This window comes from Nonomuraea sp. AD125B (assembly GCF_041402765.1).
GTDB lineage: Bacteria > Actinomycetota > Actinomycetes > Streptosporangiales > Streptosporangiaceae > Nonomuraea > Nonomuraea bangladeshensis.
Map to the genome: position 1 here is coordinate 116869 of NZ_JBGLOU010000012.1, position 24723 is coordinate 141591.

The window sequence follows — 24723 nt, forward strand, 5'->3', positions numbered from 1 at the left end:
GTCACGCAGAGGCAGCCGGCAGACGGAGGCGGGACCCCATGGCGCGGGGTCACGCAGAGCGTCCGGGAGGGCCGTCAGACCCCCCTTTACCGTACGCCCCCAAACCGCCACCCCGGGGGGCCCATAAAACCGCCACTCCCCGCTCGCATATTCTCTGGATTTCAGGATGACAACATTTCAATTGCGAAGATAACCCCACCCGATAACCAAGCCTCCGCTCCCCGCCACCGAGGTACAGACCTGTCTAGACCTCTTGTGTGCGAGGGCCGTGAGCTGGTGAAGTGGGACACGACCTATCCAACCTGGCCATAGAAGGAGCACGAGGTGGCCCCGGAGACCCCTGGCAACGAGACCCAGGCGCTGTCCAATCTGCTGCAGGAGAACCGCCGGTTCGCACCTCCGGCCGACCTCGCGGCGTCCGCGAACGTGACCGCCGCCGCGTACGACGAGGCCGCCGCCGACCGACTCGCCTTCTGGGAGCACGCGGCCGAGCGGCTGACGTGGGCCAAGCGGTGGGACAGGACCCTGGAGTGGAACCCTCCCTTCGCCAAGTGGTTCATCGGCGGGGAGCTCAACGTGGCCTACAACTGCGTGGACCGCCACGTCGAGGAGGGCCGGGGCGACAAGGTCGCCTACTACTGGGAGGGCGAGCCGGAGGACGACACCCGCGTCCTCACCTACAACGACCTGAAGTCCGAGGTCAGCAAGGCCGCCAACGCGCTGGCCGAGCTGGGCGTGGGCAAGGGCGACCGGGTCGCGATCTACATGCCGATGATCCCCGAGCTGCCGATCGCGATGCTGGCCTGCGCCCGCATCGGCGCGGTCCACTCGGTGGTGTTCGGCGGCTTCTCCGCCACGGCGCTGAAGAGCCGCATCGACGACGCCGACGCCAAGCTGGTGATCACGGCCGACGGCGGCTACCGCCGGGGCAAGCCGAGCGCGCTCAAGCCGACCGTGGACGAGGCCGTCGCCGAGTGCCCGCAGGTCGAGAACGTCCTCGTGGTCCGGCGCACCGGCCAGGACGTCGCGTTCGGTGAGAAGGACCTGTGGTGGCACGACGTGGTCGACCGCCAGAGCGACCAGCACACCCCGCAGCCGAACGACGCCGAGGACCCGCTGTACATCCTCTACACCAGCGGCACCACCGGTAAGCCCAAGGGCATCCTGCACACGACCGGCGGCTACCTGACGCAGACGGCCTGGACGCACCACGCGGTCTTCGACCTCAAGCCCGAGACCGACATCTACTGGTGCACGGCGGACATCGGCTGGGTCACCGGCCACTCCTACATCGTCTACGGCCCGCTGGCCAACGGCGCGACCAGCGTCATCTACGAGGGCACCCCCGACACGCCGCACCGCGGCCGGTTCTGGGAGATCGTGCAGAAGTACAAGGTCACGATCCTCTACACGGCGCCGACGGCGATCCGTACGTTCATGAAGTGGGGAGACGACATCCCCGCCAAGTACGACATGTCCAGCCTGCGGGTCCTGGGCTCGGTCGGCGAGCCGATCAACCCGGAGGCGTACGTCTGGTACCGCGAGCACATCGGCGGCGACCGCTGCCCGGTCGTCGACACGTGGTGGCAGACCGAGACCGGCGCCATCATGATCAGCCCGCTGCCCGGCATCACCGCCGCCAAGCCGGGCGCCGCGATGCGCCCGCTGCCGGGCGTCGCCGCCGACGTGGTGGACGACCAGGGCAACAGCGTCCCCAACGGCGGGGGCGGCTTCCTCGTCGTACGCGAGCCGTGGCCCTCCATGCTGCGTACGATCTGGGGCGACGACCAGCGCTACATCGACACCTACTGGAGCCGTTTCGAGGGGATGTACTTCCCCGGCGACGGCGCCAAGAAGGACGAGGACGGCGACCTCTGGCTGCTCGGCCGGGTCGACGACGTCATGCTGGTCTCCGGGCACAACATCTCCACCACTGAGGTGGAGAGCGCGCTGGTCAGCCACCCGAAGGTGGCCGAGGCGGCGGTCGTGGGCGCGACGGACCCGGTGACGGGCCAGGCCATCGTGTCGTTCGTGATCCTGCGCGGCAGCGTCGAGGAGAGCGACGACATCGCCTCCGAGCTGCGCAACCACGTGGCCAAGACGCTCGGCCCGATCGCCAAGCCGCGGCAGATCCTGGTGGTGCCCGAGCTGCCCAAGACCCGTTCCGGCAAGATCATGCGCCGCCTCCTGCGCGACGTGGCCGAGAACCGCAGCATCGGCGACGTCACCACGCTCGCCGACAGCACGGTGATGAACCTCATCGCGGAGAAGCTCCCGTCCGCCAAGTCCGACGACTGACCCTTCGCACATAAGGGGCGCATGTCACACACCGTGGACGTGCGCCCCTTCTGCGTCGGCGCTATGTTCTCCGATCGGGTAGTTCTGGGAGTGATAGCGCGGCTCGTCCTTGGGAAGTAAGCGGCCGTCGCGCTGCGCTGGATGATGATTGACACGGCCCCCGGGCCTCGATAGGAGACGTTCATGCCGCAGACTCCCGAGGAAGAATCCCTGGGCTCCCTGGTCGCCCAGGCGAGCAGTCAGATCTCGACCCTGGTCCGCTCGGAGATCGAGCTGGCCAAGGCCGAGTTCAGGTTCGACGCCAAGCGGGTGGGCATGGCGGGCGGGCTGTTCGCCGCCGCGGCCTTCATGGCGCACCTGTGCCTGATCCTCGCCTCGGTCACGATCGCGTTCGTGCTGGACCAGTGGCTGCCCACCTGGGCGGCCTTCCTCATCGTGACCGTGTTCTACCTGCTGGTCGCGGGTCTGCTGGTGTTCGTCGGGATCCGGCGGCTGAAGGGCCTCGCCGGGATGAAGCGCACCGCCGCCTCGCTCAGGGGGCTCAAGGAGATCGCCACCCCCGAGGACGAGGCGCTTCCCGCCACCGCCCCCGACGCCCGGCCGGCGGCCCGAGATCGCGAGCCGGTGGCCCGAGATGCGACCTGACGAGTCGGTCGTCCAGATCGAGGGCCCCTGGACGCACCGCGCGGTGCACGCGGGCGGCACCCGCTTCCACGTCGTGGAGGCCGGTGACGGCCCGCTGGTCCTGCTGCTGCACGGGTTCCCGCAGTTCTGGTGGACCTGGCGGCACCAGCTCGTCTCCCTGCCGAAGGCGGGCTACCGGGCGGTCGCGGCCGACCTTCGCGGCTACGGCGGCAGCGACAAGCCGCCGCGTGGCTACGACCTGCCCACGCTGGCCGCCGACGCGGCCGGGCTGATCCGCGCGCTGGGCGAGACCGGGGCGATCGTGGTCGGGCACGACTGGGGCGGGCTGCTGGCCTGGACGATGGCCGTGCTCGACCCCAAGTGCGTGCACCGGCTGGTCGCCGTGTCCGCCCCCCACCCGCTGCGGCTGCGCAACGCGCTGCTCACCGACCCGATGGGGCAGCTCAAGGCCAGCAGGCAGGCGCTCGGCTTCCAGGTGCCGCTGCTGCCGGAGCACCGGCTCACCCGCAAGGGCGGTGCGCTGGTCGGCCGGTTCCTGCGCGACTGGTCGGGGCCGGGCTGGCCGGAGGACGAGGAGGCGCAGGTCTACCGCGAGGCGTTCCGCATCCCGACGGTGGCGCACTGCGCGCTGGAATACCACCGCTGGTTCGGCCGCTCCCAGCTCCGGCCCGACGGGCGGCGCTTCGCCCGCGCCATGCGCACGGAGATCGAGGCGCCCACGCTGCACCTGCACGGGGCGCTCGACCCGCGCGTGCTGCCCCGCACGGCCCAGGGTTCGAGCCGGTACGTCGCCGCCCCCTACCGATGGCGGCTGTTCGAGGGCGCCGGCCACTTCCCGCACGAGGAGATCCCCGACGCGTTCGACACCGAGCTGCTCGGCTGGCTGACCGACCCAGAGCCCGACCGGTGAGCGAGCCCGACGAGAAAGCCTGAGAGATGAGAGACCGCGACCCCGAGGGCCGGCCGCGCAACGCCCGGCCGCGCGACGCGTACGGCAGGCCGCTCCCCTACGGCTCCCCCGGCGTGCCGAGGGTTCCCGACGACTACGCGCCCACCGCCGAGCAGGCGCTCGCCGACGGGCGGCGGTTCCTCGCCGAGGGGATGCCGTTCCACGCCCACGAGGTGTTCGAGGGCCGGTGGAAGTGCGCCCCGGAGGAGGAGCGCGAGCTGTGGCAGGGACTCGCGCAGATCTGCGTCGGGCTCACGCACCTGCAGCGCGGCAACGGGCGCGGCGCGCTCACGCTGTTCGCGCGGGGCGCGGCCCGGGTGCAGGCGTCCGGCGGCGCGTACGACGCCGTCGGCAAGGTCGCCTCCGGCCTGGGCCAGGACAGCGACCCCGGCGAGGCGATCGCCCTGATCCTGGAGAAGCTGCCGGGCTAGCCGGTCAGTCGCACTTCTGCGTGCTGGCCGGCGAGGTGTCGGTGCGGCCGAGCGAGGCGTCGGAGGCGACCTCCTCGGCCGTCAGGACGTAGCCGGTCTCCTGCTCGTTGACGGCCGCCGCGAAGATCACGCCGAACACGCGGCCGTCCACGGTGAGCAGCGGGCCGCCGGAGTTGCCGGGGAGCACGAGGCCGCGGATCTGGTAGACCTTGCGGGTCACCGTCGTGTCGCGGTAGATGTCGGGGCCCTCGGCGTCAAGCTTGCCGCCGATGCGGGCGGGCTCGGCGGTGAAGCCCTTGCCCTTGGGGAACCCGGCGATGATCGCGTTGTCGCCGCGCCTGCCCTCGCCGTCGAAGGTGAGCTGCGGCAGGTCGAGGCCGGGGACGTGGAGGATGGCGATGTCGCGGCGCGGGTTGTAGCGCACGACCGTGGCCCGGTGGCGGGCGTTGTTGTAGTCGACGACCTCCAGGTCGCGGGTGACGCCGGCGACGACGTGCGCGTTGGTCATGATGCGGCCGGGGGCGTAGACGAAGCCGGTGCCCTCGATGTGCTTGTTGCAGCTCTGCGCGTCGCCCTGCACCTTGACGATGGCGCGGCGGGCCCGGGAGAGCCGGTTGCCCTGCAGCACGCTCTGGTCGGGCGGCGGCACGTCGAAGAGCTGCCCCGCCCCTATGTCGTCGAAGACCGGCGGGAACTCCGAGCGGTCGATGAACCTCTTGAACGGCGCCTGCCAGTTGCGCGCCGCCTGCGGGATCGCGTCGTCCACGGTGGTGAGCAGCGCGGAGTTCTTGACCTGGTCGACCAGCGGCGTGAACGACGTGGAGACGATCAGCGACCCGATCAGCCAGGCGATGACCAGCACCGACAGTGCGCTGGCGAACGTGCCGCCGACCGCGTCGGCCACCTTCGCGGGCTCCCACGTGACGTGGCTGCGCACGACCGCGCCGATCGTCGAGGAGGCGAACTGCCCGATCGTGGCCGACAGGAACACGATCACGATGGCCAGCAGTGCCTGCGGCGTGTCGCCGTCGACGACGGCGCGGGAGACGGGGGGCGCGATGAAGACCCCGAGCACGGCGCCGCCGACGAACCCCACGAAGCTCATCGCCCCGATGATGAAGCCCTGACGGTAACCCGAGATGCCGAAGGCGACCACGAGGCCGATCAGGATGAGGTCAAGCAGATCACCGCGCACGCTTCAAAGGTATCCAGGGATAAGGTCAAGCGTGCACGTCTTCGGCCAGGACCGCGTCACCCTCCTGGCTACCTTGGCGCTATGCCGCAGGCCGAGGGAACAGTTCGCGATCTCATCGAGGCCGCGCTGCGTGACAGCGATCCCGACGGCCCGCTGCGCTGGCATGTGATCTCCGTGCTGCGTCAGCGCGGCGACCTGGAGTCCTTCATCGAGGCCCGCCGGTTGTGCGCGGCCGACACCGTCACCGAGCGGCTGCTCGGGGTGGACATCATGGGGATGCTGCGGCCGTTCGCCGACCGCACGCTGCCGGTGCTGCGCTACCTGGCGGCCAGCGAGGACGACGTCATGGTGCTCTACTCGGTGCTGATCGCCTTCGGGCACCTGGCCGACCCGCGCTCGCTGCCGACCGTGATCGAGCTGGCCGCGCACCGCGACCCCCGGGTGCGCTACGGGGCCGCGTACGCGCTCCAGCACGTGCTCGGCGACCCGCCGGACCCGTCGGGGTTGCGGACGCTGCGGACGCTGGCCGCCGACAGCGACGCCGACGTGGCCGGATGGGCCTCGCTCGGGGTCGCCCTCTGGTCCGGCCGTTAGACGCGGCGGGCGGTCAGGGACTCCAGCGGCAGCTCCGTCACCCGCGAGGTGTCCCACGGCTGGTCGAGCCCGGCCGCGCCCAGCGTGCGGTCGAGCACCATCGCGGTGAAGCCCCACACGAGCATGCCCCGCACCTGGAACGCCGGCCCCGCGATGCCCGTGGGCAGCCGCAGCGTGAACCGGTTGGCCGGATCGACCAGCTCGGCGATCGGCACCCGTTCGACCGAGTCGACCTCGTCGGGTGAGGCCGCGTGCACCGCCGACGGCTCCCGCCACCAGGCGACGACGGGCGTGACCCGGTTGTCGCTGTGGTGCAGGTAGAGCTCGGGCAGGGTGCCGAGCACGTGCACCCCGCGCGGGTCGGCCCCGGTCTCCTCCTCGGCCTCGCGCAGCGCCGCCTCGACGGGGCCGCCGTCCTCCGGGTCCACGCCGCCGCCGGGGAACGCGGGCTGGCCCGGGTGCCTGCGGCCGCGCCTGCTGCGCTGGATGAGCAGCACGTCGGGACCGTACGGCCCCTCGCCGAACAGCATGAGCACCGCCGCGCGCCGGCCGCGTCCGTCGGGCGGCCGCAGGTATCGGGGGACGCTGAGCCGCTGGGACTGGTCCGCCAGGCGGATCAGCCAATGGGGGACTTGGGTCACGCATCCTCCAACACGCCGGGGCTCCTGCTGCTTCCCCGCCTGCCGTCAGGAGAAGGGGCCGGACCTGACGAGCTTGCGCGCCTCGGCCTCGGACGTCGGCCCCGTGCCGAACGACGGGCAGAGCGCGGCGAGCGGGCAGACGCCGCAGGCCGGGCGGCGGGCGTGGCAGATGCGCCGGCCGTGCCAGATGACCCGGTGCGAGAAGATCGTCCACTCGCGGCGCGGCAGCAGCTCGCCCACCACGTGCTCGATCTTGACGGGGTCGGTCTCCTCGGTCCAGCCGAACCGCCGCACCAGGCGCTGGAAGTGGGTGTCCACGGTGAGCCCGGGGACGTCGAAGGCGTTGCCGAGCACCACGTTGGCGGTCTTGCGGCCGACGCCGGGCAGGGTCACCAGGTCCTTCAGCCGGCCGGGCACCTCGCCGCCGTAGCGCTCGCACACGGCCTGGGCCATGCCGATGATGCTGTTGGTCTTGGCCCGGAAGAAGCCGGTCGAGCGGATGATGTCCTCCATCTCCGACCGGTCGGCGGCGGCGTAGTCCTCGACCGTCGGATATTTCGCGAAGAGGACGGGGGTCACCATGTTGACCCGCTTGTCCGTGCACTGCGCGGACAGGATGGTCGCGACCAGCAGCTCCAGGGGGTTGCGGAAGTCGAGCTCGCAGTGGGCGTCCGGGTAGGTCTCCGCCAGAACGCGGTTCATCCTGCGCGCCCGCCGTACGAGTGCGAGCTGGGTCTCCGGCTTGCGCCCCGCCGCTTTCGTCGCCATGACCGCAAGGGTAGAAGGTTCCGCCGGTGCTTGAACCCCGGACGCCGGGGCGTCGTACAACCTGGCGACGCGGGAGGGGTGGACGGCGATGGGCGGTCAGGGCGCGACGGTGGCGGAGTTCGTCCGGAGCTCGGGGCCGCTGCGCGGGCCGGCGCTGGACCGGCTGGCGCTGGCCTGCGCCGCGACGATGGCGCGGCTGCACGCGCGCGGCGTCGCGGGGCTGCGGCTGAGCGAGGACAGCGTGGCGCTCGGGGCGCACGGTCAGGTGTTCATCGGCTGGACGCCGTCGGCGGCGGCGTACGAGGGGGCGGTGGCCGACGACGTACGGGCCTGGGCCGACCTGATGGTCTTCGCGGCGACCGGCGTCCGCGACGGCGACCCGTACGCCCTCCCACCGGCGCTGCGCCTCGCGGTCGCCCAGTGCCGCCGTCCCGACTGGGTGGCCCGCCCGCGCGCCGCCGACGTCCTGCGCGTTCTCCTCGGCCGGTCGGTGGCGAGCGCCATGGCCTCCGTGGACGACCTGCTGGCCTGCTGAACCGGAGCTTCCGGTAACTTTCCCCCTGGACTCGACGTACCCGGACGAGCCAGAACACTCCGGCATTCCCATAACCTGTGTGTGCCGCCTTGAGTGGGGTGAGTCACAATGGCAGCAGAGGAGGCAGAGTGAACACCGACGATGTGCTGGGCAAGGCCCCCCTGTTCGCCGCGCTCGACCGCGAGAGCGCCGCGGCGCTGCGGACGAGCATCACCGAGGTCCAGCTCTCCAAGGGGCAGACGCTCTTCCACGAGAACGAGACGGGCGACCGCCTCTACGTCGTGCTCGAAGGCAAGATCAAGCTCTCCCGCACGTCCCCGGACGGCCGGGAGAACCTGCTGAGCGTGCTGGGGCCGAGCGAGATGTTCGGCGAGCTGTCGCTGTTCGACCCGCGGCCGCGCACGGCCACGGCGACGGCGCTGACCGAGGTGCGGCTGGCGGGCCTCGGCCACGACGACCTGCGTCCCTGGCTCACCGGCCGTCCCGAGGTGGCTCTGCACCTGCTGCGCGCGCTCGCGCAGCGCCTGCGCCGCACCAACGACGTGCTGGCCGACCTGGTCTTCACCGACGTGCCGGGCCGGGTGGCCAAGCAGCTGCTCGACCTCGCCGAGCGCTTCGGCACCAAGACCGACGACGGCCTGCGGGTCCACCACGACCTCACCCAGGAGGAGCTGGCCCAGCTCGTCGGCGCCTCCCGCGAGACGGTCAACAAGGCGCTGGCCGACTTCGCCCAGCGCGGCTGGCTGCGCATCGAGGCCAAGGCCGTGGTGATCCTCGACACCGACCGGCTCTACAACCGCTCCAGATAGTCGAGCTGGGCCCGCACCGACATCTCGGCGGCGGGCCAGAGCGAACGGTCCACGTCGGCGTAGACGACGCGGACGATCTCGCGCGGGGTGCGCGCCCCCTGCGCCTGCGCCGCCCTGATCTGGTCCAGCCGCTCGCGCCGGTGCGCGAGATAGCCGTCGAGCGCCGCGATGGGGTCGGTCAGCACCGGGCCGTGCCCCGGCAGCAGCACCTTCGCCTCCAGGCGCTCGGCCGCCTCCCTCAGCCGGTCGAGGCTGCGCAGGTAGTCGGCGAGGCCGCCGTCGCCCGCGATGATCGTGGTGCCGCGGCCGAGCACGGTGTCGCCGGTCAGCATCGCGCGGTCCTGTGGCAGCCAGAAGCACAGCGAGTCGAACGAGTGGCCGGGCGTGCCGTGGACGTGCACCTCCAGCCCGCCGACCGTGACCACGTCGCCGTCGGCCAGCCCCTCGCCGCCGAGCCGGTGCCGCGGGTCGAGGGCGCGGACGGGGGCGTTCACCAGCGCGGCGAAGGAGCGGGCTCCCCCGCTGTGGTCGAAGTGGCCGTGGGTCAGCAGGATCTCGGTGACCCGGCGGCCGTCGAGGTGGGCGCGCACCCGTTCGAGGTGATCGGCGTCGTCCGGGCCCGGGTCGACGACGATCGTCTCCTCGCCGTCGCCGATGAGCCACGTGTTGGTGCCGTCGAGCGTCATGATCCCGGGGTTGGGGGCGAGGACGTTGACGGCGTGGTCGGTACGGGTGCCGTCGGGCCCGCCGCCGAGCGGGATGTGCAGGCCGCTCACGTGTTCACCAGCCGCATCTCGCCCTCGACCTCCACGGCCCTCGGCAGGATGGTCACGATGTCGCGGGGGACGGCCAGCACCTCGGCCACGCTCCCGTACGCCGACAGCTCGCTCAGCGTGCGGTGGGTGGGCGGCATGAGGAAGATCTCCCCCTGGCGCGCCCGCTCGACGGCCTGCGCGGGCCGTGTCCAGACCACCTGGTCGGCCTCGCCGCCCACGTCGCGGGTGCGCTGGCCCTCGGGCAGCACGGCCACGAAGAAGCGGGTGTCGAAGCGGCGCTGCTCGATCTCCGGCGTGATCCAGTGGGCCCACGGCTTGAGCAGGTCGGAGCGGAGCACCAGCCCCCTCCGCGCGAGGAAGTCGGCGAAGGCGAGGCTGCGGTCGATCAGCGCCAGCCGGTCGGCCTCCCAGTCGTCGCCGGTGGTGTCGGCCACCACCGAGCCGGCGTCGGGGCCGGCCAGGAGCACCCCCGACTCCTCGAACGTCTCGCGCACGGCCGCGCACACCAGGCCCCTGGCCAGCTGCTCGCCCGCGCGGAAGGCCGCGCCCCACTCGGCAGGCGACGGCCCGGCCCACGCCACGGCCTGGTCGGTGTCGCGGGCGTCCACCGACCCGCCGGGGAAGACGTACGCGCCGGCCGCGAAGGCCATGGTGGCCTTGCGCCGGAGCAGGTAGGTCTGCGGCCCGCCGGGGCCGTCCCGCAGGATCACCACCGTGGCGGCGTCCCGCGGGGTCACCGGCTCGATCCTCCCGGCGATGAGGTCCCTGGCCCGCGTGGCGAGCTCGGCTGGAAGCGGCAATCCGGTCACATGACCTCCTCTAGAACATCACTCGGTCATGGTGACATATCTCCGCTCAGGCGACCTCGGCGATCAGCTCCACCTCGACCGGCACGTTCAGCGGGAGCGCGGCCACGCCCACCGCGCTGCGCGCGTGCTTGCCCGCCTCGCCCAGCACCTCACCCAGCAGGTCGCTGGCGCCGTTGCCGACCTTGGGCTGGTCGGTGAACGACGGCTCGCTCGCCACGAACACGACGACCTTGACGATCCGTACGATCTTCGTGAGGTCGCCCACCTCGGCCTTCAGCGCGGCGAGGGCGTTGAGCGCGCAGATGCGGGCCATCTCGTAGCCCTGCTCCAGGCTGACCTCGGCGCCCAGCTTGCCGGTGCCCGCCGGCTTGCCGTCGACGATCGGCACCTGGCCCGAGGTGTAGACGAGGTTGCCCGTACGCACCGCGGGCACGTACGCCGCCACCGGCTTGACCACCTCGGGCAGCGTCAGCCCCAGCTCCGTCAGCTTCTCCTCCGGCGTCATCTACTGCTTCTCCCTCTTGAAGTAGGCGACGAGCTGCTCCGGCGTGGCGCCCTGCACGATCTGGACCAGCTCCCAGCCGTCGGAGCCGAAGTTGTCCAGGATCATCTTGGTGTTGTGGATGAGCAAGGGGGCTGTGAGGTACTCCCATTTCTTCATGAGGGCCAGAGTAGTGTGAGCAATCTCAAAGGGTGGTCACCGGCGTTCGGCAAGTGACCGTTCGGTAGCCTCGAAGCGTGGATTCTCCGCGCACGGATTGGGCGGACGTGCACCTGCACGTCGTCACCGGCAAGGGCGGCACGGGCAAGACGACCGTCGCCGCCGCCCTCGCGCTCGCCCTGGCCTCGGGCGGCAAGAAGGTGCTGCTCGTCGAGGTGGAGGCCAGGCAGGGCATCGCGCAGATCTTCGATCTGCCGCCGTTGCCCTACGAGGAGCGCCGCATCGCGGTCGCGCCCTCCGGCGGGGACGTGTACGCGCTGGCGATCGACCCCGAAGACGCCATGCTCGAATACCTGGAGATGTTCTACGGCATGCGGCGGGCCGGCCGCGCCCTGAGCAAGATGGGCATCGTCGACTTCGCCACCACCATCGCCCCCGGCTTCCGCGACGTGCTGGTCACCGGCAAGACCACGGAGGCCGTACGCAGGCGCAACCGCAACGGCCGCCGCGTCTACGACGCGGTCGTGCTGGACGCGCCGCCCACCGGCCGCATCACCCGCTTCCTCAACGTCACGCAGGAGGTCGCCGGGCTCGCCAGGGTGGGGCCGATCAAGAACCACTCCGAGCTGGTCAGCAGCGTCGTGAAGAGCCCGGAGACCGCCGTGCACTTCGTGACCCTGCTGGAGGAGATGCCGGTCCAGGAGACCCTGGACGGCGTCGCCGAGCTGCGCTCCGCGGGCCTGCCGCCGGGCGGGATCTTCGTCAACATGGTGCGCGAGTCCCAGCTCCCGCAGGCGGCGCTCGACCAGGCCGCCACGGGCCGCTTCGACGCCGCCGAGCTCGTGCTCGGGCTGAAGGCGGCCGGCGTGGCCGACGGCGCGGAGGCCACGGCGCTCGCCGAGGCCCTCGCCGAGGAGGTCGTCGAGCACGCCCACCGCACCGAGCTGGAGCGCGCCGAGCGCGAGTCGCTGGCCGAGGCCGGGCTGCCGCGCTTCGAGCTGCCGCTCCTCACCGACGGCGTCGACCTGGCCGGCCTGTACGAGCTGGCCGAGACCATCCGCACCCAGGGAGCAGCGTGAAGAAGCCCGCCAGGCTCGACATCGACGCCATCCTCGACGACCCCGGCACCCGGATCATCGTCTGCTGCGGCGCGGGCGGCGTGGGCAAGACCACGACCGCCGCGGCCCTCGGGCTGCGGGCCGCCGAGCGCGGCCGGTGCGCGGTCGTGCTGACTGTCGACCCCGCGCGGCGCCTGGCGCAGTCGATGGGGCTCACCGAGCTCGACAACACCCCGCGCCTCATCCACGAGTCGGAGGACGGCGGGCAGCTGTTCGCGATGATGCTCGACATGAAGCGCACGTTCGACGAGATCATCGAGGCGCACGCCGACCCCGAACGGGCCAGGCAGATCCTGTCGAACCCCTTCTACCAGTCGCTGTCCTCCAGCTTCGCCGGCACCCAGGAGTACATGGCGATGGAGAAGCTGGGCCAGCTCCGCCGCTCCGACGAGTGGGACCTCATCGTGGTCGACACGCCGCCGTCGCGCTCGGCGCTGGACTTCCTGGACGCGCCAGAACGGCTCGGGAGGTTCTTGGACGGCCGGTTCATCCGGCTGTTGACGGCGCCGGCCAAGGCCGGGGGCCGCAGCGCGTTCAAGCTGCTCAACGCCGGGTTCGGGCTGATGGCCGGGGCGCTGACCAAGCTGCTCGGCGCTCAGGTCATCAAGGACCTGCAGACGTTCGTCTCCGCGCTCGACGCCGTCTTCGGCGGGTTCAGGCAGCGGGCCGAGATGACGTACCAGCTGCTCCAGGCGCCAGGGACGGCGTTCCTCGTGGTCGCCGCGCCGGAGCGCGACGCCATGCGTGAGGCTTCCTACTTCGTCGAGCGGCTGGCCGAGGAACGCATGCCCCTGGCCGGCCTGGTGGTCAACCGGGTGCACACGTCCCCCGCCGCCGCGCTCTCAGCGACGCGGAGCGCCGCCGCGGCCGAGGACCTGGAGTCCAGGGGCGAGCACGAGCTGACCGCCGCCGTGCTGCGGCTGCACGCCGGTCGGATGCAGCTCGCCGCTCGCGAGAACCGCGAACGGGAGCACTTCGTCACGGCACATCCCACGGTGCCGATGGCGAAGGTTCGCGCCATGTCGGAGGACGTCCACGATCTGACCGGTCTGCGGCAGATCGGGGAGCTGCTGGCGAGCGCGTAGCCGCTCTTCCCGGGGAATCTCCCGGGACTCTCATGGGAGTACGGCCGGCGGACGGCGCCGGCCGTACGTCAACGCTCTCGGCTCGCCGGGCCGGATCAGCCCGCGATCAGCTCGTTGGTTCGCTCGTACTCTTCTTTCGCCGACTCGAGCAGCTCTCGCCACGAGTCGACGTCTGGACGCCGCCGCAGCAGCGCACGTCGTTCGCGTTCGGTCATACCGCCCCACACCCCGAACTCGATGCGGTTGTCCAGCGCATCGGCGAGGCATTCGGTACGGACCGGGCAACCCCGGCAGATGAGCTTCGCCCTGTTCTGCGCGGCGCCCTGCACGAACAGGGCATCCGGATCCGCACCTTTACAGGCGGCACGGGAGGTCCAATCCGTGATCCACATTTTTCGACCCCACTCCCCTTAGGTGGTCAGTCGTCATTTGGGGCCGACGGGCGCGGGCGCCGAGCCTCCGTTATTCAGTTGCCGCAGAGAGAACGTACGCAACGAGACGTTCGGGCCGACAGACCCCCAGAGGACCAAATTCTCGCGGCCCTGTTGACCGGGAATGACTAGTCACCTGGCCCAGTCAAGGTGAAATGTGGCGCGGCTACCGATTCGGTCAGCCTTTGGACGTACCCTTGGTACCGTGCAAGCGCAGCGCAAAGATCGGCCCAATCCCGTCCTGACCCTGGTGCGACTGATCACCGCCGCGACCGCGGCCGGGGTGCTCGCGGCCGCCGTCGCCCTGCCCGCGGTCGGCGGAGCCGGGATGTCGACCAAGAGCGCGCTTGAGGGGCTCAACCTCAAGCCGGAAGAGCTGGACGAGCCGCCTCTTCCCGAACGCACGAAGATCCTGGACGCCAACGGCAAGCAGATCGCGCTCTTCTACTACGAGAACCGCCAGTCGGTGACCCTCGACCAGGTGGCGCCGATCATGCGTGAGGCGCTGATCGCGATCGAGGACTTCCGTTTCTACCAGCACGGGCCGATCGATGTGGAGGGAACCGCCAGAGCGCTGGTGAAGAACCTCACCAACGGCGGCGTGACGCAGGGCGGCTCCTCGATCACCCAGCAGTACGTCAAGCAGGTGCTGGTCAACGCGGCCGAGACCCCGGAGGAGCAGGCGGCGGCCATCGCCCCCACGGTCTCCCGCAAGCTGTCCGAGCTGCGCTACGCGATGGCGATCGAGAAGAAATACTCCAAGGACCAGATCCTGGAGAAATACCTCAACATCGCCTACTTCGGCGCCGGAGCCCACGGCATCCAGGCCGCCGCCAGGCGTTTCTTCGACAAGCCCGCGTCCAAGCTCAGCCTCGCCGAGGCCGCCACGCTGGCCGGCGCCGTCCAGAACCCGGCGCGCACCGACCCCAACGTCGGCCCCGAGGCCCGCGAGCGGCTGCTGCAGCGGCGCAACACCGTGCTCGACCGGATGGTCGAGATCGGCAAGATCTCGGCGCAGGACGCCGCCGCGGCCAAGGAGAAGAAGCTCGGCTACAAGGACATCGAGTTCCCGGGCGGCTGCGAAGAGAGCAAATACCCGTACTTCTGCCTCTACGTGCAGTACGAGATCCTCAACAACGACGAGTTCGGCAAGAACCCCGACGAGCGCAGGAAGCTGCTCCAGCGGGGCGGCCTGACGATCAAGACCACGATCGACCCCAAGATGCAGGCCGCCTCCGAGAAGGCGATCAAGAAGTACGTGTCCACCAAGGACAAGCCCGTGGCCTCGCAGGCCATGGTCGTTCCCGGCACCGGCGAGATCAAGGCGATGGCCGCCTCGCGGAAGTTCGGCGGGAGCAAGAAGAAGAACGAGATGAGCTACAACATCGTGGCCGACGCCGCGCACGGCGGCGGCCGCGGGTTCCAGCAGGGCTCGACGGCCAAGGTCTACACGCTGGCCGCGGCCCTGGAGGAGGGGCTGAAGTACGGCGACGGCTTCCCCGCCCCCGCCGGCTACAAGGCCGACGCCTACAGCACGTTCAAGAACTGCAAGGGCGAGAACGTCGGCGACCCCTCCCACACCGTCACGAACTCCAGCGAGGGCGGCGGCGGCTTCAAGACGCTGGAGAGCGGCACCTGGGGCTCGGTCAACACCTTCTTCCTGCGGCTGGAGCAGAAGGTCGGGCTCTGCGACACGGTCAAGATGGCCAAGAAGCTCGGCGTCAAGCGGGCCGACGGCAACAAGCTGTCGGAGGTGGAGACGTTCACGCTGGGGGTCAACGAGGTCGACCCGGTGACGATCGCCAGCTCGTACGCGGTGTTCGGCTCGCGCGGCAAGTACTGCAAGCCGCTCGCGATCACCGAGATCACCGACCGCAACGGCAAGGTCAAGCAGTACAAACCGAAGTGCTCCCAGGTGCTGGAGGAGAAGGTCGCCGACGCGGTCAGCGGCATCCTGTCCGGGGTGTTCACCAAGGGCACGATGACCGAGGTCGGCGGCATCGGACGCGACGCGGCCGGCAAGACCGGCACGACGGACAACTACATGTCCGCCTGGTTCGCCGGCTACACCCCCAACCTGGCCTCCGCAGTCTCGCTCGGCGACCCGCGCGGCGCCGCGAACCACGAGCTCATCGGCATCACCATCGGCGGGCGCTACTACTCGTACGTGTACGGCGCGTCGATCTCCGGGCGCATCTGGAAGGACTCCATGATCGGGGCGCTGAAGGGGGTCGAACCGGTCGACTTCACGCCGGTGGACCGCTCGCGCTTCGGCGGGTGCACCGACCACTGCGCGCCCAAGCCCAAGAAGGAGAAGGACGACAGGAAGCCGGGCGACCGCGGCAACCCGTTCGACATCTTCAACCCGCCGGGCAACGACGACCGCGGGTGGGGCGGCGGGCGCGGCCGCGACGACAACGGGCGAAACCGGGGCGGCGACGCCGGGCCGATCATCCAGCCGGGCTTCGGCGGCAACTGACCCCTCGGGTTCCCGAGCCTGGGCCTCCTGTCATCGCCAGGAGGCCCTGTGGCCGCCGCAACGCCTCTCCTGGGCCCGAAGCCGCTCCGGCCCACCGCCGAAGCCTCTCCGATCCCCTGGGGCTATCGAGCTATTGGGCTATCGCGCTATTGGGCGGCGAGGCGGGCGCGTACGGTGGCGGCCACCCGCCCGCCCTCGGCCCTGCCCGCGACCTTCGGGTTCACGGCCTTCATGACCTGCCCCATGGCCTGCGGCCCGGACGCGCCCGTCTCCGCGATCGCCGCGTCCACGAGCACCACCAGCTCCTCGTCGGACAGCTGCGCGGGAAGGTACTCCTCCAGCACCGCCTGCTCGTCCAGCTCCGCCTGCGCCTGCTCGGCGCGCCCGGCGTTGCCGAACGCCTCGGCCGCCTCCTTGCGCTTCTTCGCCTCCTTCGTGAGGACCTTGATGACCTCGTCGTCGGAAAGCTCCCTGGCCTCCTTGCCGGAGACCTCCTCGACGTTGATCGCCGCCAAAGCCATCCGGATCGTACGCAGACGTAGCTCGTCGCGGCTCTTCATCGAGGCCGTGAGGTCGGCCTTCAGCTTGTCCTTCAATGCGCTCATGCGGTCCATCTTGCCGTCTGCGCGGACACCTCGTGCCCGATGTCAGGCATCATGAGTGGGTGAGGAAAGCCGTCGCAGTGCCCCTGTCCATGTTCGGTCTCGGCCTGGCCGGGCTGGGTTACGCGTCCGTGGTCGAGCGCAACTGGTTCCGGTTGCGCCGCTTCGACGTGCCCGTCCTGGAGCGCGGCCAGCGCCCGGTGCGCATCCTCCACCTGTCCGACCTGCATCTGACGCCACGCCGCTCGATGCTCATCACGTGGGTCCGCTCGCTCGGCGAGCTCAAGCCCGACCTCGTCGTCAACACCGGCGACTCCATCGCGCACCCGGACGCCGTCCCCTCGCTCCTGCACGCCCTGGAGCCCCTGCTCTCCCGTCCCGGCCTGTTCGTCTACGGCTCCAACGACCTCTACGCCCCCAAGCCGAAGAACCCGGCCCGCTACCTCTGGCGCACCTCCAAGAACGAGCGCCGCCAGCACGTCCCCAGCCTCCCCTGGGAGGAGCTGGGCGCCGGGATGGCCGCCGAGGGCTGGCTCGACATGAACAACACCACGGCCCGCATCAAGGTCGGCGACCTCGACGTGGCCGTGGCCGGCATCCACGACTCCCACATCTCCCGCGACCGCTACGACCTGGTCGCCGGCCCGGCCCCCGCCGACGCCGACCTCCGCCTCGGCGTCATGCACTCCCCCGAGCCGCGCAACATGAGCCTCTTCGCCGCCGACGGCTACCAGCTCCTGCTGGCCGGCCACACGCACGGCGGCCAGCTCTGCGTCCCCTTCTACGGCGCCCTGGTCACCAACTGCGGCATCGACCGGGCCAGGGTGAAGGGCCTGAGCCGCCACGACGGCGCCTGGCTGCACGTCTCGGCCGGCCTCGGCACCTCGCCGTACGCCCCGGCCCGCTTCGCCTGCTTCCCGGAGGCGTCCCTCCTCACCCTCGTCCCGCGCCGCGCCTAAAGGCGGTCACAACCACCTTGGGAGTCCGCTAGACTTTTCCAGGTACGCACCGATCGGCGCGTGCACCGGGGTGTAGCGCAGCTTGGCAGCGCGCTTCGTTCGGGACGAAGAGGTCGTGGGTTCAAATCCCGCCACCCCGACACATTGCCGCAGACAGAAGGCCGCTTCCGAAGATCGGAAGCGGCCTCTTTCGTCTGTCCTTCGATCAGTCGGTACGAGTGCGCGCCACCTCCGCGGCCACGGCGCGGAAGGCGGTGAACGCCTCGTCCAGGTCGACCTGGCCGCCGGGTGTCGAGATGACCGACTTGACGATGACCACACCGTGCTTCGGCGAGACGTAGATGTGCTGGCCGCCGAACCCGGCCGCCATGTAGTCCTTCTCTCCGCCGCCGCCCAGCCACCAGTGCAGGCCGTACCGTTCGTTGAAGGAGGCGGACGGCTGGGTCGAGCGCCGCACCCAGGAAGCGGGCACGACCTGCTTGCCGTGCGCCTTGCCGCCCCGCAGGTAGAGCAGGCCGAAGCGGGCGAAGTCGCGGTCGGTGGCGTGGAAGCAGCAGTAGCCGAGACTGTCGCCGGAGGAGTCGTTGCCGATCAGGACGGACGACTCCATCCCCGCCGGCTTCCAGATCTTCTCCTGCACGTACCGGTGGTACGGCATGCCCGTCGTCTGGCCGACGAGCCGGGCGAGCACGAAGGAGTTGACGCTGGTGTACTCGAACCGGCTGCCCGGCTTCCAGCCGCGCTTCTGCCGCGCCGCGAAAGTCTTCAGCGGCCGCCCGCGCTGCGCGAGGGCCTGCAGTTGCGGCGCTCCCTTGGTCTCCTCCCACTCGATGCCCGAGGACATGCGCAGCAGGTTCCTGATGCTCACGCCGTCGAAACCGGAGCCCTTCAACTCGGGCAGATACCGGGTCACCGGGTCGTCGATCGAGCGGATGTGCCCCTCGCTCAGGGCTATGCCGATCGCCGCCGAGGTGAAGGACTTCGCCATCGACCAGGACTGGAAGCGCATGTCACGGTTGGCGCCCACGTAGCCTTCGAGGACGATGTCCTGGCCGTCCAGGACGACGAAGCCGTTGGTCCTGGTTGCCTTGAGGAAGTCGTCGAGCGTACGTTCCTCTCCCTTGTGGGTGTAGGTCACCGCGAGCTTTCTCGGCGCGCTGCGCAACACGACCGGGTTGCCGGACGGGTGCACCAGGTCGGTGCCGATCAGCGCGGACGCCGTCTCCGCGCTGGCCGGGGCGGCTGAGGCCGGTTCAAGGGCGCTCACGGGGAGCACGGCGGTGACCGCCGCCAAGGCGGCGACCACCAACCTCCCTGTGCGTCTCGGCCGGCGGCGGACGGTGCTGGGGTGGGACACGTTCCCTCCTGTGAACGGTCGCGGGCCGCATGCCCGCGTGTCGCCACGGAAGAGTGCCGGGTCTTCTTGGCATATTTCTGGGAACGGCGCCGGGCGGCTCCGTTCAACTCCGGGACACCGCCAGCCAGGCGCCGAGATGCGCCCTCCCCCCAGGCTCTTGCTCGCCGCCCGCCGCCGGCAGGCGTACCACGAAGCGGGTGCCGGGTCCTTCCTCGGGATCCGCGGCCTCGACCTCGCCCCCGTGCAGCCTCGCCTGCTGGCGTACCAGCGTGAGCCCGAGTCCGGAGCCCGGGCTGGTCGGCCCGCGGTGGAACCGGTCGAAGATCTTCTCCCGTTCGGCGGGTGCGATCCCTCTCCCGTGATCCCGTACGGACAGCACCACGATCGAGGCGTCGACCGTCAGCGTGATCTCGACGTGGCCCGCTTGGTCCGCCCCGTGGATGGCCGCGTTGTCGAGCAGGTTGTCCACGATCACGCGCAGTCCTTCCTCCCAGCCCCGCACCCGTGCCGGGCCGGAGTCCGCCAGGATGATCGTCGCTCGCGGATGGCGCCGGCGCGCGTCGCCGACCGCGTCCGCCACGATGTCGGCCAGATCGAGGTCGGTGAACGTCTCGGTGTCCACGAGCTCGCCACGGGCGAGCCCGCGCAGCAGGGTGATCAGCCGTTGCAGGCGCAGGTGCTCCCCCTCCAGGTCGGCGATGACCTCGGCCTGGTCGTCCGGCTCCAGGCCGGGATGACGCAGCAGGCCGAGGTTGGTTCCCATGCTGGTCAGCGGGGTGCGCAGCTCGTGCGCCACGGTCGCGGCGAAGGCGCGGGCGATCTCCAGCGCCTCCCCGGTACGGCTGACGGCCTCCTCGCGCCGGGCCAGCGACTCGTTGAGCAGGGCGGCCAGTTCGTCGATCTCGGTGACCCGGGAGGCGGTGTCCAGCCGCACCGTTCCCGGCGCCGACCGGCCGAGCTCGCGGGCCTGCCGCCGCAGCACCACCAGGGGATGCACCGCGAACCGCCCGAGCACGAGCCCGGCTCCGACCCCGGCCGGCGCCGCGATCAGCGTCACGGCGGCCAGACGGCGCCGGAGCAGCGCGATCTGCCGCTCAAGGAGCTGTTCCGGTTCGAAGACGTAGACGCGGGCGAGGTTCCCGGCAGGGCCGAGATCTGCGGCGACGTACCGCCACCGGCGCTCCCCCTCCGTGTAGCCGCCGGGGCCGTCGGCCGTGGGGGCGGGCCGGCCGCGCGGCGTGTCCCCGATGACGAGTGCCTCGGCGCCGGACACGTCCACCACCACTCCACCCGGATCGTCGGCGCCCAGCGCGGCGCCGGTCAGTCGCTGGGCGAGAAAGTCCGGGCGCGTCCACGGTTTGAGCCGATAGGTCAAGGCGTACGTCGTGGCCATCGGGGTCAGCGCGCTGAGCCGCGCCTCCAGTCTCCGGTCGCGTTCGGCACGCAGATCGGCGCTCACCAGGCCCAGCACCAGCACCCCCGCGAGCAGCACCAGCAGCGGCACGATCGCCGGCCTACGCGGACCGTCTCGTCGCCGGCCGCCACGCGGGCCGTACGCCGCAGCAGGGCCCGTAATCGCAGCACCAGTTCCCTGAGGTCATAGGGCTTGACCACGTAGTCGTCGGCGCCCGCCGCCAGGCCGGCCACGCGGTCGGCGACCTCGTCCAGCGCGGACAGCATGAGCACGGGCACCTCGGCCCGCCGCTGCCGTAACCGCGCGCACACCTCGATGCCCGACATGCCGGGCATCGACACATCCAGCACGATCGCGTCCGGCGACTCGCTCTCCGCGATCTCCAGCGCCGCCGGCCCGGACCCGGCCGTCCGGACCTCGAAACCTTCCAGCCGAAGCCCCCGCCGCAGCGAGCGCAGGATCGCGGGATCGTCGTCAACCGCGAGAATGCGATACTCCCCCATCGACGTCTCCCCCTGCGTCAGGCCGCCCCTCCAGCCCCCACCGAGGTACCCGGCAGCGGGCACGGCTTGATCGTAACCCTGCAGCCATGCCGTTCGCAGGGGTCGAGATCGGCTGGCGGCTCGGCCTGGGGCCAGGGCTACGCCACCGAGGCCGCGCTGGCGGTCCTGGCCTACGGCTTGAATGCTCTTGAGCTTCCTGAGATCCTCGCCGTCACAACGGCGACCGACCAACGTTCTCAGGCGGTGATGCGCCGGATCGGCATGACGAACGCTGCCTTCTGCACGCCATCGCCTTTCCTGCTGCGTGCTGACTCGGCGAGCCGCGAGTCCGACGGCGTGGCGCGGCGGAAGTCGAGAACGGGCCGCCCGGCCTTCAGATCGGTCGTCGGTTCACAGGCGGGGCGCCGGCGCGCCGATGACGGCCAGGAGCTCCTCGGCTTCGCGTCGGTGCCGCTCCGCCCGCTCGTCGCCCTGCCGTGCGAGAGCGTGGCCGAGCGTCAGCTGTGCGCGGGCGTACTCCAGCCGCTGCCCGGATCGGCCGGCGAGCTCCAGCGCCCGCTCGCATGCCTCGACGCAGCGCCGGTCATCGCCCGTGGCGAGGTGGAGGGTGCCGAGCAGGGTGTGCAGCCGCGGCAGGTTCAGCGGGTTGGTCGTCAGCGCCAGCTCCAGTGCCCGGTCCGCCTCCGCGAGCGCTTCGGCGTACCGCCCCTGGCGGTGGCGCGCCTCGGCGTAGCCCAGCAGCACCTCATCCAGGTCGGTGCCGGTGTGCCGGGCCAGCTCCAGCGCGGCGTCAAGGCGGGCGAAGGCTTCGACGGTCCGGCCCAGCTCCAGCTCGGCGCCGGCGAGGCCGGTCAGCGAGGCGATCTGGCAGCGCCGGTTGTCGACGTCCTCGGCGATCTCCAGGCTCCGGGTGAAGGACGCGACGGCCTCCCGGAAGTGGCCGGCCTCGCGGTACGTCCAGCCGAACGTCTCGTGCGTGACCGCCTCGGCGTAGCGCAGGCCCGCCGCCTCGGCCACCGCCAGGGCTTCGCGCAGCGACTCCAACGCTTCCGCGAAGCGGGCCTGCTTCTGGTGCACGAGCGCCAGGTTGACCAGGGTCAGCGCCAGCACATGCCGGTCACCCGTCCTTCTGGTGAGAGGGAGGCCGGCGAGCAGGCTCCGCTCGGCCTGCCGAAGCTGGGCGAGCATGAGATGCGCCGAGGCCAGGTTGTTCAGGCCGCGAGCCTCGCCCCGCCCGTCACCCAGCGCGCGGTGGATCCTCACCGCCCGGCGGTAGTGCGGGATGGCCTGGCCTGGCTCGCCGAGTTGCTTGAGCACCACGCCGCAGCCCTGCAGCGCCAGCGCCTCACCATGCGGCCACCTCGCCTGGCGGGAGAGCATGAGCGCGCGTTGGTAGTGGCTCATCGCGCCTTTGAAGTCGGCCAGGCGCCAGCGGAACAGACCGATCACCTGGCTCATGGCGGCCTGCCCGCCCAGGTCCCCCTCCCGCTCGGCGGCGGCCAGCGAGATCTCCGCGAGCCGCAGTCCCTCCCCTCGCGTCCGCAGGTGCTGCATGACGTCCGCCAGCGCCGCCACGAGGAGCCAGGCGTACGGGCGCGGCCCCTCCGTGGCGGCGTGGGAGATCACGGCGGGGAGGTTGTCCCATTCGCGGCCGAGCCAGTCGAGGGCCTCGGCCGCGTCGCGGAAGGCCGTGGGGGTCACGTCGGGAAGGGCCTGGTTGTGCGGCGGGATCGCGACCCGGAACCCGGCGGCCGAGGCGGCGGCTTCGGCCGTGCGCAGATAGTAGGCGCACAGCCGCTCGACGGCGGCCCGGCGTTCCTCGGGGGAGTCCTCCGCGAGGGCGCGCTGCGTGGCGTACTCCAGCACCAGGTCATGGGCGGCATAGCGGCTCAGGGCGGTCTCCTTGACCAGATGGATCCGCGCCGCCGTGTCGAGCGACTGCTGCACGCGCTCGCCGCTCGTGCCCGCCAGGGCCGCCGCGGCCGCGGTCGAGATGCCGGCCCCCGGCGCCAGGCCGAGCAGCCGGAAGACCCGCCGGGCCGCCTGCGGCAGCGCCTGGTAGGACAGGTCGAGTGCCGCCCGTACGGTGGCGCTCTCGTCGCCCTCGACCCGTAGCCGCGCCAGCTGTCCGTGATCGGCGAGCTCGCGTACGTAGTGGCCGATCGTCCGGTGCTCGTGTTCGCCGATCCAGGACACGGCGATGGACAGGGCAAGCGGCAGCCGGCCGCAGAGCGTCACGAGCCGCGCGGCCGCCTCAGGCTCGCGGCGCAGGCGATCCTCGCCGACCCGCTGGGCGACGAGTCGCAGCGCCTCCTCGTGGGTCAGCACGTCCAGGGTGAGGCGTTCGACCCCGTCCAGCGCGACCAGGCCGGGCAGGCGGTCCCGGCTGGTGATGAGGGCGAGGCAGCCGGGACCGCCGGGCAGCAGCGCGCGGACCTGATCCGGTTCGGCGACGTCGTCGAGGACCACGAGCAGGCGCCGGTCGGCCAGCAACGATCGGTACAGCGCGACCTGGGCGTCCAGTTCGACCGGGATGTCCGTCACGGCTTGACCGAGCCCTTGCAGCAGCAGGGGCAGCGCCTCGGCCGCCCGCATCGGCTCCCGCTGGTCGAAGCCGCGCATGTCGAGGAACAGCTGCCCGTCGGGGAAACGTGCGCTCTCCTGACGGGCCCAGTGGACGGCCAGCGCGGTCTTCCCGACGCCGGCGGGGCCTGTCACGACCAGGGCCCGGCCCTCGGCGATGCGCGACAGCTCCGCCGACCGGCCGACGAAGTGGCCGGTGCCGGGCGGCAGCTGACGCGGGACGAGGGCCGGCGCCGGCTCCGGGCGATCGTTCTGTAGCAGCCGCTGGTGCAGCCGCTGGAGCTCCGCGCTCGGCTCCACCCCGAGTTCCCTGACGAGCCGCGTTCGTAACGCCCGGTACACCTCCAGGCTCTCCGGGGCCCTCCCGGTCTCGTGCAGCGCGCGCATGAGCAGGCCGTGCGGGCGTTCGCGCAGCGGTTGCTCGGCGGCGAGCCGCATCAGTGAGGTGGCGGCCTCATGGGCACGACCCAGCTCCAGCAGCGTCGCGGCCCTGCCTTCGATCGCCTCGTACCGCAGTTCCTCCAGCCGGTAGCGCTCCGCCTGGGCGGCGGGGCCGCTCAGCTCCTGGAAGGGCTCGCCGCGCCAGAGCGCCAGAGCGCGCTCGTAGCGGGCGACGGCGACCTCGCCGCTCTCCCCGCGCGCCCGCTCCACCAGCGCGGTGAACTCCTCGGTGTCCACCTCGGCGGCTTCGGCGGGGATGAGGTATCCCGGGCTGCGCGTGACGACGGTGTCCGCGCCGAGCGCCCGGCGCAGCTCTGTGACCAGCCCGCGCACCCTGGCGGGAGCGCTGGGCGGAAGGTCCTCTCCCCAGAGGTGGTCGGCCAGCCGCTCGACGGACACGACACGACCGAGGTCGAGCAGCAGCGCCGCGAGCAGCGTGCGCTGCCTGCCCGTCAGGTGGACGGCCCGGCCGGCGACCACGCTTTCCGCAGTGCCGAGAAGGAGGAATCGGATGTCGGCGGAGGGCACCCGTCAGACGTTAGCCGATGCGTTTTCCGCCCGTCCTGAACTCCGCCCATGCGCGATCCATGCGGGAATCATGCCGACGGCTGCCACTGTGTGGGCCGATCCCTCCGAGAGA

At 71.3% G+C, this 24723-nt stretch carries 24 protein-coding genes and 1 tRNA gene; 12 read left to right on the forward strand and 13 right to left on the reverse strand.

Annotated features, from left to right (window positions below; genetic code table 11):
• Positions 1 to 324: 324 nt before the first annotated feature.
• The 4 genes from acs (at position 325) to ACBR40_RS29795 (ending at position 4323) form a co-directional block, all read left to right on the forward strand.
• Positions 325 to 2298, forward strand: a complete 1974-nt coding sequence (gene acs, locus ACBR40_RS29780; RefSeq protein WP_344208410.1) for an acetate--CoA ligase — start codon at positions 325 to 327, stop codon at positions 2296 to 2298.
• Positions 2299 to 2481: 183 nt separating this feature from the next.
• Positions 2482 to 2943, forward strand: coding sequence for a phage holin family protein (locus tag ACBR40_RS29785; RefSeq protein ID WP_344208412.1), 462 nt, complete (start codon positions 2482 to 2484; stop codon positions 2941 to 2943).
• On the forward strand, positions 2933 to 3853 hold the full coding sequence (locus ACBR40_RS29790; RefSeq protein WP_371250888.1) for an alpha/beta fold hydrolase: 921 nt from the start codon (positions 2933 to 2935) through the stop codon (positions 3851 to 3853). The genes ACBR40_RS29785 and ACBR40_RS29790 overlap by 11 nt, the downstream gene beginning before the upstream one ends.
• Before the next feature lie 26 nt (positions 3854 to 3879).
• Positions 3880 to 4323: a DUF309 domain-containing protein gene (locus ACBR40_RS29795; RefSeq protein ID WP_371250889.1), complete on the forward strand. Its 444-nt coding sequence runs from the start codon at positions 3880 to 3882 to the stop codon at positions 4321 to 4323.
• Between the two features lie 4 nt (positions 4324 to 4327).
• Here ACBR40_RS29795 and ACBR40_RS29800 read toward each other — a convergent pair whose 3' ends face one another.
• On the reverse strand, positions 4328 to 5518 hold the full coding sequence (locus ACBR40_RS29800) for a MarP family serine protease (RefSeq protein WP_344208417.1): 1191 nt from the start codon (positions 5516 to 5518) through the stop codon (positions 4328 to 4330).
• An 81-nt stretch (positions 5519 to 5599) separates the two neighbouring features.
• Between ACBR40_RS29800 and ACBR40_RS29805 the strand changes: the two genes are divergently transcribed.
• Entirely contained in the window at positions 5600 to 6112 is a 513-nt protein-coding gene (locus ACBR40_RS29805) for a HEAT repeat domain-containing protein (RefSeq protein WP_344208419.1), read from the forward strand.
• Here ACBR40_RS29805 and ACBR40_RS29810 read toward each other — a convergent pair.
• Positions 6109 to 6753: a CoA pyrophosphatase gene (locus tag ACBR40_RS29810; protein ID WP_344208421.1), complete on the reverse strand. Its 645-nt coding sequence runs from the start codon at positions 6751 to 6753 to the stop codon at positions 6109 to 6111. The genes ACBR40_RS29805 and ACBR40_RS29810 overlap by 4 nt on opposite strands.
• 45 nt (positions 6754 to 6798) lie before the next feature.
• Complete coding sequence (gene nth, locus ACBR40_RS29815; protein ID WP_344208423.1) at positions 6799 to 7521, reverse strand: endonuclease III; 723 nt, start codon at positions 7519 to 7521, stop codon at positions 6799 to 6801.
• An 88-nt stretch (positions 7522 to 7609) separates the two neighbouring features.
• Here nth and ACBR40_RS29820 point away from each other — a divergent pair, with 88 nt between their 5' ends.
• Together ACBR40_RS29820 and ACBR40_RS29825 are read left to right on the forward strand one after the other, a co-directional pair.
• Positions 7610 to 8056: a hypothetical protein gene (locus ACBR40_RS29820; protein ID WP_364456770.1), complete on the forward strand. Its 447-nt coding sequence runs from the start codon at positions 7610 to 7612 to the stop codon at positions 8054 to 8056.
• A 128-nt stretch (positions 8057 to 8184) separates the two neighbouring features.
• Positions 8185 to 8865, forward strand: coding sequence for a Crp/Fnr family transcriptional regulator (locus ACBR40_RS29825; RefSeq protein WP_329587137.1), 681 nt, complete (start codon positions 8185 to 8187; stop codon positions 8863 to 8865).
• Here ACBR40_RS29825 and ACBR40_RS29830 read toward each other — a convergent pair.
• The 4 genes from ACBR40_RS29830 to ACBR40_RS29845 are packed head-to-tail and all read right to left on the reverse strand — an operon-like array spanning position 8847 to position 11111.
• Positions 8847 to 9641, reverse strand: a complete 795-nt coding sequence (locus tag ACBR40_RS29830; RefSeq protein WP_344208427.1) for an MBL fold metallo-hydrolase — start codon at positions 9639 to 9641, stop codon at positions 8847 to 8849. The genes ACBR40_RS29825 and ACBR40_RS29830 overlap by 19 nt on opposite strands.
• Positions 9638 to 10441, reverse strand: a complete 804-nt coding sequence (locus ACBR40_RS29835) for an NUDIX hydrolase (RefSeq protein ID WP_344209095.1) — start codon at positions 10439 to 10441, stop codon at positions 9638 to 9640. The genes ACBR40_RS29830 and ACBR40_RS29835 overlap by 4 nt, the downstream gene beginning before the upstream one ends.
• Positions 10442 to 10496: 55 nt before the next feature.
• Complete coding sequence (locus ACBR40_RS29840; RefSeq protein ID WP_344208429.1) at positions 10497 to 10955, reverse strand: RidA family protein; 459 nt, start codon at positions 10953 to 10955, stop codon at positions 10497 to 10499.
• Positions 10956 to 11111, reverse strand: coding sequence for a DUF4177 domain-containing protein (locus tag ACBR40_RS29845; RefSeq protein ID WP_185069889.1), 156 nt, complete (start codon positions 11109 to 11111; stop codon positions 10956 to 10958).
• 77 nt (positions 11112 to 11188) lie between these two features.
• Here ACBR40_RS29845 and ACBR40_RS29850 point away from each other — a divergent pair, with 77 nt between their 5' ends.
• Together ACBR40_RS29850 and ACBR40_RS29855 are read left to right on the forward strand one after the other, a co-directional pair.
• Complete coding sequence (locus tag ACBR40_RS29850) at positions 11189 to 12190, forward strand: ArsA-related P-loop ATPase (RefSeq protein ID WP_371250890.1); 1002 nt, start codon at positions 11189 to 11191, stop codon at positions 12188 to 12190.
• Positions 12187 to 13314: an ArsA family ATPase gene (locus ACBR40_RS29855; protein WP_344208437.1), complete on the forward strand. Its 1128-nt coding sequence runs from the start codon at positions 12187 to 12189 to the stop codon at positions 13312 to 13314. Before ACBR40_RS29850 ends, ACBR40_RS29855 begins: the two co-directional genes overlap by 4 nt.
• A 95-nt stretch (positions 13315 to 13409) precedes the next feature.
• Here the strand turns inward: ACBR40_RS29855 and ACBR40_RS29860 are convergent, their stop codons facing one another.
• Complete coding sequence (locus tag ACBR40_RS29860; protein ID WP_020542548.1) at positions 13410 to 13706, reverse strand: WhiB family transcriptional regulator; 297 nt, start codon at positions 13704 to 13706, stop codon at positions 13410 to 13412.
• Positions 13707 to 13950: 244 nt separating this feature from the next.
• Between ACBR40_RS29860 and ACBR40_RS29865 the strand changes: the two genes are divergently transcribed.
• Positions 13951 to 16224: a transglycosylase domain-containing protein gene (locus ACBR40_RS29865; protein WP_344208439.1), complete on the forward strand. Its 2274-nt coding sequence runs from the start codon at positions 13951 to 13953 to the stop codon at positions 16222 to 16224.
• A 146-nt stretch (positions 16225 to 16370) separates the two neighbouring features.
• Here the strand turns inward: ACBR40_RS29865 and ACBR40_RS29870 are convergent, their stop codons facing one another.
• Entirely contained in the window at positions 16371 to 16829 is a 459-nt protein-coding gene (locus tag ACBR40_RS29870; RefSeq protein WP_344208441.1) for a GatB/YqeY domain-containing protein, read from the reverse strand.
• 89 nt (positions 16830 to 16918) lie between these two features.
• Here ACBR40_RS29870 and ACBR40_RS29875 point away from each other — a divergent pair, with 89 nt between their 5' ends.
• Positions 16919 to 17785, forward strand: coding sequence for a metallophosphoesterase (locus tag ACBR40_RS29875; RefSeq protein WP_344209097.1), 867 nt, complete (start codon positions 16919 to 16921; stop codon positions 17783 to 17785).
• A 66-nt stretch (positions 17786 to 17851) separates the two neighbouring features.
• Positions 17852 to 17925: transfer RNA gene (locus ACBR40_RS29880), tRNA-Pro, on the forward strand.
• Positions 17926 to 17990: 65 nt separating this feature from the next.
• Here ACBR40_RS29880 and ACBR40_RS29885 read toward each other — a convergent pair.
• From ACBR40_RS29885 to ACBR40_RS29900, 4 genes are all read right to left on the reverse strand, one after another.
• On the reverse strand, positions 17991 to 19091 hold the full coding sequence (locus ACBR40_RS29885) for a serine hydrolase domain-containing protein (protein ID WP_371250891.1): 1101 nt from the start codon (positions 19089 to 19091) through the stop codon (positions 17991 to 17993).
• Between the two features lie 154 nt (positions 19092 to 19245).
• Complete coding sequence (locus ACBR40_RS29890; RefSeq protein WP_371250892.1) at positions 19246 to 20646, reverse strand: sensor histidine kinase; 1401 nt, start codon at positions 20644 to 20646, stop codon at positions 19246 to 19248.
• Positions 20598 to 21059, reverse strand: coding sequence for a response regulator (locus ACBR40_RS29895; RefSeq protein WP_371250893.1), 462 nt, complete (start codon positions 21057 to 21059; stop codon positions 20598 to 20600). Before ACBR40_RS29895 ends, ACBR40_RS29890 begins: the two co-directional genes overlap by 49 nt.
• Before the next feature lie 390 nt (positions 21060 to 21449).
• Complete coding sequence (locus ACBR40_RS29900; RefSeq protein ID WP_371250894.1) at positions 21450 to 24611, reverse strand: BTAD domain-containing putative transcriptional regulator; 3162 nt, start codon at positions 24609 to 24611, stop codon at positions 21450 to 21452.
• Positions 24612 to 24723: the final 112 nt, after the last annotated feature.

Excerpts from the sequence above, each read along its gene's own strand:
- nth (WP_344208423.1), bottom strand. The coding sequence starts at position 7,521 with ATGGCGACGAAAGCGGCGGGGCGCAAGCCGGAGACCCAGCTCGCACTC.
- ACBR40_RS29785 (WP_344208412.1), top strand. The coding sequence starts at position 2,482 with ATGCCGCAGACTCCCGAGGAAGAATCCCTGGGCTCCCTGGTCGCCCAG.
- ACBR40_RS29820 (WP_364456770.1), top strand. The coding sequence starts at position 7,610 with ATGGGCGGTCAGGGCGCGACGGTGGCGGAGTTCGTCCGGAGCTCGGGG.
- ACBR40_RS29870 (WP_344208441.1), bottom strand. The coding sequence starts at position 16,829 with ATGAGCGCATTGAAGGACAAGCTGAAGGCCGACCTCACGGCCTCGATG.
- ACBR40_RS29895 (WP_371250893.1), bottom strand. The coding sequence starts at position 21,059 with ATGGGGGAGTATCGCATTCTCGCGGTTGACGACGATCCCGCGATCCTG.
- ACBR40_RS29795 (WP_371250889.1), top strand. The coding sequence starts at position 3,880 with ATGAGAGACCGCGACCCCGAGGGCCGGCCGCGCAACGCCCGGCCGCGC.
- ACBR40_RS29860 (WP_020542548.1), bottom strand. The coding sequence starts at position 13,706 with ATGTGGATCACGGATTGGACCTCCCGTGCCGCCTGTAAAGGTGCGGAT.
- ACBR40_RS29840 (WP_344208429.1), bottom strand. The coding sequence starts at position 10,955 with ATGACGCCGGAGGAGAAGCTGACGGAGCTGGGGCTGACGCTGCCCGAG.
- ACBR40_RS29875 (WP_344209097.1), top strand. The coding sequence starts at position 16,919 with ATGTTCGGTCTCGGCCTGGCCGGGCTGGGTTACGCGTCCGTGGTCGAG.
- ACBR40_RS29805 (WP_344208419.1), top strand. The coding sequence starts at position 5,600 with ATGCCGCAGGCCGAGGGAACAGTTCGCGATCTCATCGAGGCCGCGCTG.
- ACBR40_RS29845 (WP_185069889.1), bottom strand. The coding sequence starts at position 11,111 with ATGAAGAAATGGGAGTACCTCACAGCCCCCTTGCTCATCCACAACACC.
- ACBR40_RS29790 (WP_371250888.1), top strand. The coding sequence starts at position 2,933 with ATGCGACCTGACGAGTCGGTCGTCCAGATCGAGGGCCCCTGGACGCAC.